Origin of the sequence: Salmonella sp. 32120201201600049SM, from assembly GCF_017572835.1 — a bacterium.
Lineage (GTDB): Bacteria > Pseudomonadota > Gammaproteobacteria > Enterobacterales > Enterobacteriaceae > Salmonella > Salmonella enterica.
Genome location: NZ_JAGESA010000001.1, coordinates 510,835 through 523,518, shown reverse-complemented (window position 1 = coordinate 523,518; position 12,684 = coordinate 510,835). Strand labels below are relative to the sequence as shown.

Here is a 12,684-nt window from a genome sequence, read left to right as displayed (position 1 = left end):
TGAGATAAGCGCTTAATGCGCTAGCTGGCAGGGGGAGTCCATTTCCTCAACCTCTTTACCGCTGAGGCGTGCGTATTGCCCCGTCAGTCGCCAGAAGGCAGGCTGGGTTTCGGTATAAATTTCCGCAGCCAGAATCAGCCGACGGCGATCAACTTCGTTCAGTTCCAGTAAGGTCCAGGGAATAAAATAGCGATCGGTATCGGTAAGCCGAAACCACAGCGGACACCCGCAGCCGGAACAGAAGTAGCGTTCGCCGCGCGAAGAGGATGAAAAGTATGGCGGTTCCGGGGAAAGGGGGGCTAGCTGTGGTTGCCCGCAGGCTTCCAGATACATGGCTATTCCACCCGACCATTTTTGACACAGCGTACAATGGCAGGCATAGACATCCAGCATTTCGACGTCAACGGTAAAATGGCTCTGTCCGCAAAGACAACGACCAGTGAACGTCTGCACGGCATACTCCTTATGACCGAGTCTACATCAAGAGAAAAAGCCAGCCCTGAAAGGACTGGCTTTGTATTCAGACTACAACAAAATTAGAACTGGTAGTTCAGACCAACAGCAACGATGTTGTCAGTGCTGATCTGCGCAACATTTTTAGTGAAGTTGGTGTCATCCAGCAGGTTGATTTTGTAATCAACGAAGGTGGACATGTTTTTGTTGAAGTAGTAGGTAGCACCGACATCGATGTACTCAACCAGATCCTGGTCGCCGTAAGCACCCAGATCTTTACCTTTGGATTTCAGGTAAGCAATGGACGGACGCAGACCGAAGTCGAACTGGTACTGAGCAACAGCTTCAAAGTTCTGAGTTTTGTTAGCAATACCGTCGATTTTACCGAATGTGGTCATATTCAGCGTTTCGGAGTAGGTGGTCGCCAGATAGATATTGTTCGCATCATATTTCAGACCAGCAGCCCACACTTCCGCATTCTGGCCAGAAGCATACAGGCCATTGGTGCCGTTGCGCACCTGACGGTCAGTACGGTCAGACTTCGCATAGGCCGCACCCACGCCAAAACCTTCGTACTCATACGTTGCGGACAGACCGAAACCGTCGCCGTTTGCTTCTACTTCATTGTCACGATCGTTTTTGCCCTGATACTGCGCGGCAAAGTTCAGACCTTCAACCAGACCGAAGAAATCGGTGTTACGGTAGGTTGCAACGCCGGTAGCACGCTTGGTCATGAAGACGTCAGTCTGAGTCCAGGTATCGCCACCGAACTCTGGCAGAACGTCGGTCCATGCGCCGATGTCGTAAGCAACGCCGTAGTTACGACCGTAGTCGAAAGAACCGTATTCAGCGAATTTCAGACCAGCGAATGCCAGACGGGTTTTGTCTTTGTCGGAACCTTCAGATTCAGTACGGTTGCCTTTGAATTCATATTCCCACTGGCCAAAACCAACCAGTTGGTCATTGATCTGCGTTTCGCCTTTAAAGCCCAGACGCGCGTAAGTTTTGTCACCATCACTTCCGTTATCATCAGAGAAATAATGCTGAGCGTGAACTTTACCGTACAGATCCAGTTTATTGCCGTCTTTGTTATATACCTCGGCTGCATTTACAACGCCTGCTGCCAACAGGGAAGTCACTGCCACTGCCACTAACTTAAGTTTCATTTTAATAATCCTTATAATTTTCTTAGCGTGTTTCCTCAACCATTGTTAAACGAGGCGTTTGTCAATGGCAGACTATTTTTAAATGACGGAGTGGCATAAGTTCAATAATAAGTTTCATAAGATTACAAATTATTTTAATTTGTGTGATCGAGATCTCCTTAATACATTTGAGAGTATTAATTCAAATAGGGACTGTCTAATAAGATATATTTTCGGAGGGGACTATTGGGCTGTTTATGGTTTTATTTTTGGTAGTAACTACTGATTATTATATGCACTAATAAGAGTTGCGAGCTAGCGTTAATTATATATTTGTTAATATAATTACATCATTACATTAACATATTTAACGATTTTATAAAATTCATTTTTACCAGCGCAATCCTGGTATGGCGCAGGAGGAGCACGTGAAAATGGAAAATCGTCAAATACGCACAGGCAATAGATAAAAGCGTAGTTGTGTTATGAAGAGTGTCAAGGTACAGCGGGTCGATTTAATATCAATATCGGCCCGCCCGTCGCTATTAGCGCCGCCGCGTTGCCAGCCAACAAAGTAGCGAACCTACGCAAACCATGACTGCGCCTTGCCAGAAGGAGAATGACAGTGGTGAGCTGAGTAACAGCGCTGCCAGAGCAGAGGACATGACGGGGGTAAAATAAGACCCTACGGCCATGATAGTCACATTGCCATGAAGTATGCCCACATTCCATGCTGCGTAGGCAAACCCCAACGTTAATGCCGCGGTAAAAAGTTTAGCAATCACCGGTAGGCTAAATATCATGGCAGGTTGCGGCGTAAGAAAATAGTGGAACCACAGCGCTACGGCGGTGAGTAACACAAAGACGGTGATACCGTTAAAACCACGCGCATATTTATTGGTGACCGTGCAGTACGTCGCCCATATAAACGCCCCAAGAAATGCCAGTAAATAACTTAGCGGACTGGTGGCGACATTGCTGATAATTTCTCCTGGATTAAGACCATTCTCGCCCCCCAGAACCCAGCAAACGCCAGTAAGTGCAATAAGCAATCCAGGAACAATAAGCCAGTTAGTTTTTTGCCCATTAAAAAGAATGGCAAACAGAATGGTCAGGCTGGGCCATAAATAGTTAACCATGCCGACTTCGATAGCCTGATGGCGAGTGGCGGCATAACCGAGAGAAAGCGCCAGGCATATTTCATAACTGACAAACAGTACGCTGCCTGCGATGAGGTATCGCCCCGGGAAACGGCGGATATCAGGTAATCCGACGGTAAAAATCAGCAGCAGGCCGCTTAATGAATAGATCATGGCTGCGCCGCCTACCGGTCCAAGACCTTCGCTGACGCCGCGAATTAACCCAACCATCGTGCTCCACAGAACGATGGCAACAAGCCCTATTAGCGTTGCTTTTTGTGATGTCATGCTTTGTGACTGTCCTGAATACCGCGCAAAATAAACTGCCACTTATAGCACTTTTTCCGAGGGCGATGCCATGCAGTGTCATTTTTTAGTACCTCCCTGGAGTTATTGCAGTTTAAAAATAGGGCTATTTAATAGCGGAACCGTTTCAATATTGATTTGACGCAAAAAAGTTATCGATTTTGCTGTTAGTTTCCTCGCGAAGTTATACACGCATCCTGGGCTGGGGTTTTGCTGCAGTTCGAAGGAGGCGTGCATCCGTGGAAAAAAGAGGAAAGTAATGGACGTCAGCCGCAGACAATTTTTTAAAATCTGCGCGGGCGGTATGGCGGGAACAACGGTGGCCGCACTGGGTTTTACCCCTAAAATGGCCCTGGCTCAGGCGCGAAACTATAAGCTGTTGCGCGCAAAAGAGATCCGTAACTCCTGCACATACTGTTCCGTAGGTTGCGGGCTATTAATGTATAGCCTGGGAGATGGGGCAAAAAACGCGAAAGAAGCGATTTACCATATTGAAGGCGACCCGGATCATCCGGTAAGCCGTGGCGCGCTGTGCCCGAAAGGGGCCGGTTTGCTGGACTATGTTCACAGTGAAGATCGCCTACGCTATCCGGAATACCGCGCACCGGGTTCCGACAAGTGGCAGCGCATTAGCTGGGATGACGCTTTCACTCGTATTGCTAAATTAATGAAAGCCGACCGCGACGCCAACTTTATTGAAAAGAATGAGCAGGGCGTCACGGTTAACCGCTGGCTCTCTACCGGAATGCTGTGCGCCTCGGCGGCCAGCAATGAAACGGGTATGCTGACGCAGAAGTTTGCGCGTTCTCTCGGTATGCTGGCGGTAGATAACCAGGCGCGCGTTTGACACGGACCAACGGTAGCAAGTCTTGCTCCAACATTTGGTCGCGGTGCGATGACCAACCACTGGGTGGATATTAAAAACGCCAACGTCGTGATGGTGATGGGCGGCAATGCCGCAGAAGCGCATCCGGTGGGTTTCCGCTGGGCGATGGAAGCGAAAAACAATAACGATGCGACGCTGATTGTCGTTGATCCACGCTTTACGCGTACGGCGTCGGTGGCGGATATCTATGCGCCAATACGTTCCGGTACAGACATTACCTTTCTGTCCGGCGTTTTGCTGTACCTGATCGAAAATAACAAAATCAACGCTGAATACGTTAAGCATTACACCAACGCCAGCCTGCTGGTGCGGGATGATTTTGCCTTTGATGACGGTCTTTTCAGCGGCTATGACGCCCAAAAGCGTCAGTACGATAAATCCTCCTGGAACTACCAGTTCGATGAAAACGGCTATGCCAAACGTGATGAAACGTTGACGCACCCACGCTGTGTGTGGAATCTGCTGAAGCAGCACGTTTCGCGCTATACGCCGGACGTCGTGGAAAACATTTGCGGTACGCCGAAAGCAGACTTCCTGAAGGTGTGTGAGGTGTTGGCCTCTACCAGCGTTCCGGATCGCACTACCACCTTCCTGTATGCGCTGGGCTGGACGCAACATACCGTCGGGGCGCAGAACATCCGTACCATGGCGATGATCCAGTTGCTGCTCGGCAATATGGGGATGGCTGGCGGCGGTGTGAACGCCTTGCGCGGCCACTCTAATATTCAGGGTTTAACGGATTTAGGACTGCTCTCCACCAGCCTGCCGGGCTACCTGACGCTGCCATCGGAAAAACAGGCTGATCTGCAAACTTATCTGGCAGCGAATACCCCCAAAGCGACGCTGGCCGATCAGGTCAACTACTGGGGTAATTATCCTAAGTTCTTCGTCAGCCTGATGAAATCTTTCTATGGCGATGCGGCGCAGAAAGAGAATGACTGGGGCTTTGCCTGGCTGCCTAAGTGGGATCAGTCCTATGACGTGATCAAATATTTCAACATGATGGATAGCGGGAAAGTCACCGGCTATTTCTGTCAGGGCTTTAACCCGGTGGCGTCCTTCCCGGACAAAAACAAAGTGGTGCAAAGCTTAAGCAAACTGAAGTATCTGGTCGTTATCGATCCGCTGGTGACTGAAACGTCAACGTTCTGGCAGAACCACGGCGAATCTAATGATGTTGATCCGACAACGATTCAGACCGAAGTCTTCCGTCTGCCGTCTACCTGTTTTGCGGAAGAGGATGGCTCTATCGCTAACTCCGGTCGCTGGTTACAGTGGCACTGGAAAGGTCAGGACGCGCCGGGCGAAGCGCGTAACGACGGCGAGATTCTGGCCGGTATTTACCATCGTCTGCGTGAAATGTATCGCGCAGAAGGCGGTAAAGGCGCCGAACCACTATTGAAGATGAGCTGGAACTACAAGCAGCCGGATGAACCGCATTCGGAAGAAGTGGCGAAAGAGAACAACGGCTATGCGCTGGAAGATCTCTATGACGCCAACGGTACACTGCTTGCCAGGAAAGGCCAGTTGTTGAGCAGTTTTGCATTACTGCGCGATGACGGTACGACATCCTCCTCCTGCTGGATTTATACCGGTAGCTGGACGGAGCAGGGCAACCAGATGTCCAGACGTGATAACGCCGACCCGTCAGGGCTTGGCAATACACTGGGTTGGGCGTGGGCGTGGCCGCTAAACCGTCGCGTATTGTATAACCGCGCTTCGGCGGACCCGCAGGGTAAACCGTGGGATCCAAAACGGATGCTGATCCAGTGGAACGGCGCGAAGTGGACAGGGAACGATATTCCGGACTTTAACAACGCGGCGCCGGGGAGCGGGACCAATCCGTTTATCATGCAGCCGGAAGGGCTGGGACGTCTGTTTGCTATTGATAAAATGGCGGAAGGGCCGTTCCCTGAACACTACGAGCCGATGGAAACGCCGCTGGGCACTAACCCGCTGCACCCGAATGTGGTCTCGAACCCGGCGGCGCGTCTGTATGAAGAAGATGCGCTGCGCATGGGTAAGAAGGAGCAGTTTCCGTACGTGGGCACGACTTACCGCCTCACAGAGCATTTCCATACCTGGACCAAACATGCGCTACTTAACGCTATCGCTCAGCCGGAACAGTTTGTGGAGATCAGTGAGACGCTGGCGGCAGCGAAAGGTATTGCTAACGGCGACTATGTGAAGGTGAGCAGTAAACGCGGGTTTATTCGCGCGGTCGCGGTGGTAACTCGTCGTCTTCGCACTCTGCATGTCAACGGTCAGCAGGTTGAAACGGTGGGGATCCCGATTCACTGGGGCTTTGAGGGTGTCGCGCGCAAAGGCTATATCGCCAATACTCTGACGCCAAATGTCGGTGATGCCAACTCGCAAACGCCGGAATACAAAGCGTTTTTAGTTAACATCGAGAAGGCGTAAGGGAGGCGAACATATGTCTATGGAAACGCAGGACATTATTAAACGGTCCGCAACAAACGCCATCACGCCGCCTCCGCAGGCGCGTGATTACAAAGCCGAAGTCGCGAAACTGATCGACGTCTCCTCCTGTGTCGGCTGTAAAGCCTGCCAGGTAGCCTGTTCTGAATGGAACGATATTCGCGATAACGTTGGTCATTGTGTCGGGGTGTACGATAACCCTGCCGATCTCAGCGCCAAGTCCTGGACGGTGATGCGCTTTACCGAAACCGAGCAGAACGGCAAGCTGGAGTGGCTGATTCGTAAAGATGGTTGTATGCACTGTGAAGATCCAGGCTGTCTTAAAGCCTGTCCGTCTGCCGGGGCTATCATCCAGTACGCGAACGGGATTGTTGATTTTCAATCTGAACACTGTATCGGCTGTGGTTACTGTATCGCCGGGTGTCCGTTTAATATTCCGCGCCTCAACAAAGAGGACAACCGCGTTTATAAATGTACGCTCTGCGTCGATCGCGTCAGCGTGGGCCAGGAACCGGCCTGCGTCAAAACTTGTCCGACCGGGGCTATTCACTTCGGCACCAAAAAAGAGATGCTGGAACTGGGTGAGCAACGCGTGGAGAAGTTAAAAGCGCGCGGCTTTGAACATGCCGGTATCTACAACCCGCAGGGCGTTGGCGGTACGCACGTCATGTATGTGCTGCACCATGCCAATCAGCCGGAGTTGTACCACGGCTTGCCGAAAGATCCGCAGATCGATACCTCAATCAATCTGTGGAAAGGGGCGCTAAAACCGCTGGCCGCAGCGGGCTTTATCGCCACTTTCGCCGGTCTGATTTACCACTACATCGGTATTGGCCCGAATAAAGAAACGGACGACGATGAGGAGGATCATCATGAGTAAGTCGAAAATGATTGTGCGCACGAAATTTGTCGACCGCGCCTGTCACTGGACGGTGGTGATCTGCTTCTTCCTGGTAGCGCTGTCGGGGATTTCGTTTTTCTTCCCGACGCTACAATGGTTGACGCAAACTTTCGGCACGCCGCAGATGGGACGTATTTTGCACCCGTTCTTCGGTATTGCCATCTTCATCGCGCTGATGTTTATGTTCGTGCGTTTCGTCCACCACAACATCCCGGATAAAAAAGACATTCCGTGGCTGAAAAATATTGTCGAAGTATTGAAAGGCAATGAGCATAAGGTGGCGGATGTCGGCAAATACAATGCCGGACAGAAGATGATGTTCTGGTCCATTATGAGCATGATTTTTGTGCTGCTGGTGACTGGCGTGATTATCTGGCGTCCGTATTTCGCGCAGTATTTCCCCATGCAGGTGGTGCGTTATAGCCTGTTAATTCATGCGGCGGCGGGCATTATTTTAATGCACGCGATCCTCATCCATATGTATATGGCGTTTTGGGTGAAGGGCTCGATTAAAGGCATGATCGAAGGGAAGGTCAGCCGTCGCTGGGCGAAGAAACATCATCCACGCTGGTATCGTGAAATCGAGAAGGCGGAAGCAAAAAAAGAGAGCGAAGAAGGTATTCAGTAATTCTTTCGCAATCTGATAAACAAGGCGCTATCCTCGTAGCGCCTTGTTTTCATCTGCTGTCTGTATACTCAGACGACCACAGCAAATCGTTTAACGACGGAAATCGATGACCATACGGCCACGAATTTGTCCCTGTTCCATCTCTTTAAAAATAACATTGATATCTTCAAGCGGACGTAAAGCGACTTTTGGTACGACTTTTCCTTCCGCCGCGAACTGGAAGGCTTCGGTCAGATCCTGGCGTGTCCCCACCAACGAACCGACAACCTGAATGCCATCCAGCACCAAGCGAGGGATATCAAGGTTCATGGCTTCTGGCGGCAGCCCGACTGCCACCACGCGGCCTCCGGCGCGAACGGCATCTACTGCGGAATTAAACGCCGCCTTAGCGACCGCGGTAACCACCGCTGCGTGCGCGCCACCGGTTTTTTCCTGCACAATTTTAGCCGCATCTTCCGTACGTGAATTAATGGTCAGATCTGCGCCCATTTCCTCGGCCAGTTTCAGCTGTCCATCATTGACATCAATGGCGATCACTTTCGCATTGAAAACGTTTTTCGCGTACTGCAAGGCCAGATTACCCAGACCGCCCAGACCGTAGATGGCAATCCACTGGCCAGGTTTAATATGAGAAATCTTCACCGCTTTATACGTGGTAACGCCCGCGCAGGTAATACTACTTGCCGCCGCAGAGTCCAGACCTTCCGGTACTTTCACCGCATAATCCGCGACGACAATACACTCTTCGGCCATGCCGCCATCTACCGTGTAACCGGCATTTTTCACGTTGCGGCATAAGGTTTCATTGCCCGTATTGCAATACTCACAGTGTCCGCATCCTTCATAAAACCACGCGACACTCGCGCGATCGCCGGGTTTCAGCGAGGTGACACCGGGACCGACTTCCGCCACGACGCCAATGCCTTCGTGTCCCAGAATGACGCCGGTTTTGTCACCGAAATCTCCGTTTTTCACGTGTAGATCGGTATGGCATACGCCGCAGCACTCCATTTTTAGCAAAGCTTCACCGTGGCGAAGGGGACGCAGCGTTTTCTCAGTAACATCAACCTGATGATCTTGTGTGACAACAGCAGCTTTCATAACCTTCTCCTTTTATTAATAGTGAACTGCATAGCAGGTAATAGCAGGTAAGGTGCTATTACCTCTTTAGGATTAATATTTCTGATGAGTTATGCAAGGCGGCAGAAATACAATGTAATAGTTTAGCCAGGATTATCCTGATAAATCCCCGTTCAATACATAAAGGTGGCTAATATTAGTAGCTTGACAAATAAGCAGGAAAAGGAATGCAGGTGTGTCGACAGACTCACCAAAACTAAAGAAGAAAGTGATATCCGGCGGCATTCACCGCCGGGTACGTATTAAATGGAAGTCCGACGGTAGTCGCGGTATTCCGGTTTCCAGAAGTTATCGTCAATCGCCTGTTGCAGCGCTTCCGCAGAGGTTTTCACCGCTACGCCTTGTTGCTGCGCCATTTTGCCTACGGCAAAAGCGATAGCGCGCGACACGACCTGGATGTCTTTAAGCGCTGGCAACACTAATCCTTCGCCGTTATTGACCAGCGGAGAATGTTTCGCCAGCGTCTCACTGGCTGACATCAGCATTTCATCAGTAATGCGCGATGCGCCGGAAGCGATAACCCCCAGACCGATGCCGGGGAAAATATAGGCGTTATTACATTGTGCGATCGGATAAACCTTATCTTTCCAGATGACCGGCGAGAATGGACTGCCGGTTGCCACCAGCGCGTTGCCTTCCGTCCAGGCGATAATGTCCTGTGGCGTGGCCTCCACGCGAGAGGTGGGATTAGAGAGCGGCATGACGATCGGGCGAGGGCAATGCTTATGCATCTCGCGGATGATCTCTTCAGTAAAGAGCCCAGTCTGGCCGGAAACCCCGATCAGAATATCCGGCTTCACGTTACGCACCACATCCAGCAGCGACAGCACGTCATTTTCGGTATCCCAGTGCTGGAGATTGTCGCATTTCTGCACCAGTTTTGCCTGGAACGGCAATAAATTAGGCATCCGGTCCGTCAACAGGCCGAAGCGATCGACCATAAAAACGTTCTGTCGGGCGGCATCTTCGCTTAAACCTTCACGCTGAGTCTGCGCGATGATTTGTTCAGCAATCCCACATCCGGCGGAACCCGCGCCGAGGAAAACGATTTTCTGCTCGCTAAGCTGACTGCCGGCAGCGCGGCTGGCGGCGATCAACGTACCGACGGTCACGGCTGCGGTGCCCTGAATATCATCGTTAAAGGAGCAAATCTCATCACGATAGCGCGTCAACAGCGGCATTGCGTTTTTCTGCGCGAAATCTTCAAACTGTAGCAGGATATCTGGCCAGCGCTGCTTAACGGCCTGAATAAACTCATCGACAAACGCATAATACTCATCGTCGGTAATGCGCGGATGACGCCAGCCCATGTAAAGCGGATCGTTGAGTAACTGTTGATTGTTGGTGCCGACATCCAGCACAACGGGAAGGGTATAGGCCGGACTAATGCCGCCGCAGGCGGTGTATAATGACAGCTTACCGATAGGGATCCCCATCCCGCCGATGCCCTGATCGCCAAGCCCCAGAATCCGCTCGCCATCCGTCACCACAATAACTTTAATGTTGTGGTTAGGCACATTCTGCAAAATGTCGTCCATGTTGTGACGATTCGGATAAGAGATAAACACGCCGCGTGCCCGGCGATAAATCTCAGAGAAGCGCTCACAGGCAGCGCCCACGGTCGGGGTATAGATAACCGGCATCATCTCTTCAAGATGGTTTTGCACCAGTCGATAAAAGAGCGTTTCGTTGGTATCCTGGATGTTACGCAGGTAAATATGCTTATCGATTTCTGTTTTAAACCCCTGATACTGGAGCCAGGCGCGTTCGGCCTGTTCTTCAATCGACTCGACGACCTCCGGCAGCAGCCCTGACAAATTGAAGTTGCGGCGCTCTTCTACGCTAAAAGCGCTGCCTTTGTTTAACAGGGGGAATTCCAGCAATACAGGGCCAGCGTAAGGGATATAAAGGGAACGTGCTTTCTTGGTTGTAGTTTCCATGTTACTCACTCTTTTTCGAATAACTGTCCCTGGCACCGTCGTTTATCATCATATATTGCCTTCCACCAGGGAACCGACCCTGAGTATAAAGCATTGTGAGACGTTAAGGTCATTCCTATAAACAAAAACACCATTGCAGATGCAATGGTGTTTAACGTCATTTCAGGACTGTACGATTACTTTTGGCTATCGGCGCGGCGCTTTCTGCCGGTTGGGTTATTCACCACGCTGCTGGTGTCGCCTTCAGTAACAACCTTACGCTGGTTGGAAATTCTGTAATCCAGTCCAAGTATATGACGAGCCTGACGGTTCGATTTCATGTTAACTCCTCAATCCTGTTGCTAGTTTTAAGGACAAATTCGCTTACGCGAAAGAAACGTAACCCCTAAGGTTGCCGATACAGCATAGCAGGTTTTACAGAGTCGGGTGCTGCCCGCTTACCACATAGTTGATGGTCTGCTGGTAGATGTCACTGAGGATGTCATTGTCGGAAGCCTCAACCCATTTGGTCAGCTCCATTAAAATATCATCTTCAGTGACAACGCCTAACTCCGCGCGTAATCCTTGCTCAATCGCGTTGACCAGGGCCGGTTGTGCTGCTGAGGTATTTGCTGAGTGATAAGTAAACATATAATGCCTCCGTGAACATGTATTTATTTAGTACGGCTCGCAGAAAATTAATTCGTATTCAGCATGGCAAATATTTTTGCGGCTGTGGTTAAGATTAGTCCTGGAGTTATTTTAACGCAAGGCGGAACTCTAATTGTTTACCCCTGAAGAAAATATATTACGTTTGCCAATTACATATCCTCATACAAATAGTGGTCAATTAATATACATTTAAAAGGCTACTTATTGTGATTTTTATCCTTTATTACAATGGGATAGGATAAATCTCAATATACATATAAAATATACATAATGGAATACGCCTCCAGAAGAAAAAGTAAGGACAAAAGGAGGGATATATTCTTTAAAGAAAGGGAGCCCTGTTGGTTTAATATTCATCACTGAAAAAGCATACAACTATTTTCTATATCTGAAGTGCGGGTAATCGACAACATGCTACCTCCATCGGCATGGACAACGCAGATTAGCAGCATGGTCTATACTTTATTTTTTGAGCCAACAGGAGAGCAAAAATGACAATCCATAAGAAAGGTCAGGCACACTGGGAAGGCGACATCAAACGGGGTAAAGGTACTGTATCAACAGAAAGCGGCGTGCTTAATCAACAACCGTATGGATTCAATACCCGGTTCGAAGGCGCGCAGGGAACCAACCCGGAAGAGTTAATTGGCGCCGCACATGCGGCCTGTTTCTCCATGGCGCTATCACTCATGCTGGGAGAGGCTGGATTTACGCCGACATCCATTGACACCACCGCTGACGTATCGCTTGATAAGGTGGAGGCGGGCTTCGCCATTACCAAAATTGCGCTACAAAGCAAAGTCGCGGTAGCAGATATTGATGCTTCAACTTTCGATCAAATCATCCAGAAAGCAAAAGCCGGGTGCCCGGTATCGCAGGTTCTGAATGCGGAAATCACCCTCGACTACCAGCTTAACGCCTGATAACCTCTCCAGCCCGGTAACGATGGGTTGATCGGGCTGATGAATATACTTTCAGACGGAGGGCTCGCTCCCGGTCTATCTGAGATCCTGCCGTATTTCTATCACCTCAACGCGCCGTAGACCACGTCTGCGG

At 50.2% G+C, this 12,684-nt stretch carries 11 protein-coding genes; 4 read left to right on the top strand and 7 right to left on the bottom strand.

Features of this window, described 5'->3' with window-relative positions:
- Nucleotides 1–12 precede the first annotated feature (12 nt).
- The 3 genes from J4650_RS02625 to yddG all read right to left on the bottom strand — a co-directional run bounded on the left by J4650_RS02625 (nucleotide 13) and on the right by yddG (nucleotide 3,025).
- The gene (locus tag J4650_RS02625; RefSeq protein ID WP_014343841.1) at nucleotides 13–393 is read right to left on the bottom strand and encodes a GFA family protein; all 381 of its coding nucleotides are present in this window, start codon (nucleotides 391–393) and stop codon (nucleotides 13–15) included.
- Between the two features lie 143 nt (nucleotides 394–536).
- The gene (gene ompD, locus J4650_RS02620; RefSeq protein WP_208231559.1) at nucleotides 537–1,619 is read right to left on the bottom strand and encodes a porin OmpD; all 1,083 of its coding nucleotides are present in this window, start codon (nucleotides 1,617–1,619) and stop codon (nucleotides 537–539) included.
- 524 nt (nucleotides 1,620–2,143) lie between these two features.
- A complete protein-coding gene (gene yddG / locus J4650_RS02615) occupies nucleotides 2,144–3,025 on the bottom strand; it encodes an aromatic amino acid efflux DMT transporter YddG (RefSeq protein ID WP_000203795.1) in 882 nt (293 codons plus the stop codon).
- A 277-nt stretch (nucleotides 3,026–3,302) separates the two neighbouring features.
- Between yddG and fdnG the strand changes: the two genes are divergently transcribed.
- Genes fdnG through fdnI form a run of 3 tightly spaced genes read left to right on the top strand, consistent with a single transcriptional unit; the run spans nucleotide 3,303 to nucleotide 7,897 of the window.
- The gene (gene fdnG, locus J4650_RS02610; protein ID WP_077684034.1) at nucleotides 3,303–6,350 is read left to right on the top strand and encodes a formate dehydrogenase-N subunit alpha; all 3,048 of its coding nucleotides are present in this window, start codon (nucleotides 3,303–3,305) and stop codon (nucleotides 6,348–6,350) included.
- Between the two features lie 13 nt (nucleotides 6,351–6,363).
- Nucleotides 6,364–7,248 (top strand): formate dehydrogenase subunit beta, encoded by an 885-nt coding sequence (gene fdxH / locus J4650_RS02605; RefSeq protein ID WP_000061599.1) that lies wholly within the window; start codon nucleotides 6,364–6,366, stop codon nucleotides 7,246–7,248.
- The gene (gene fdnI, locus J4650_RS02600) at nucleotides 7,241–7,897 is read left to right on the top strand and encodes a formate dehydrogenase-N subunit gamma (protein WP_000045657.1); all 657 of its coding nucleotides are present in this window, start codon (nucleotides 7,241–7,243) and stop codon (nucleotides 7,895–7,897) included. The genes fdxH and fdnI overlap by 8 nt, the downstream gene beginning before the upstream one ends.
- Nucleotides 7,898–7,987: 90 nt before the next feature.
- Here the strand turns inward: fdnI and adhP are convergent, their stop codons facing one another.
- From adhP to bdm, 4 genes are all read right to left on the bottom strand, one after another.
- Nucleotides 7,988–8,998: an alcohol dehydrogenase AdhP gene (gene adhP, locus J4650_RS02595; RefSeq protein WP_000642447.1), complete on the bottom strand. Its 1,011-nt coding sequence runs from the start codon at nucleotides 8,996–8,998 to the stop codon at nucleotides 7,988–7,990.
- Nucleotides 8,999–9,279: 281 nt separating this feature from the next.
- Nucleotides 9,280–10,977 carry an NAD-dependent malic enzyme gene (locus J4650_RS02590; protein ID WP_000450511.1) on the bottom strand — a complete coding sequence of 566 codons (1,698 nt, stop codon included), beginning with the start codon at nucleotides 10,975–10,977 and terminating at the stop codon, nucleotides 9,280–9,282.
- A gap of 176 nt (nucleotides 10,978–11,153) precedes the next feature.
- Entirely contained in the window at nucleotides 11,154–11,297 is a 144-nt protein-coding gene (sra, locus tag J4650_RS02585; RefSeq protein ID WP_000841559.1) for a stationary-phase-induced ribosome-associated protein, read from the bottom strand.
- Nucleotides 11,298–11,391: 94 nt separating this feature from the next.
- Nucleotides 11,392–11,607: a biofilm-dependent modulation protein gene (gene bdm, locus J4650_RS02580; protein ID WP_000495700.1), complete on the bottom strand. Its 216-nt coding sequence runs from the start codon at nucleotides 11,605–11,607 to the stop codon at nucleotides 11,392–11,394.
- A gap of 512 nt (nucleotides 11,608–12,119) precedes the next feature.
- Between bdm and J4650_RS02575 the strand changes: the two genes are divergently transcribed.
- Nucleotides 12,120–12,551, top strand: a complete 432-nt coding sequence (locus tag J4650_RS02575) for an OsmC family protein (RefSeq protein WP_000152297.1) — start codon at nucleotides 12,120–12,122, stop codon at nucleotides 12,549–12,551.
- Nucleotides 12,552–12,684 lie beyond the last annotated feature (133 nt).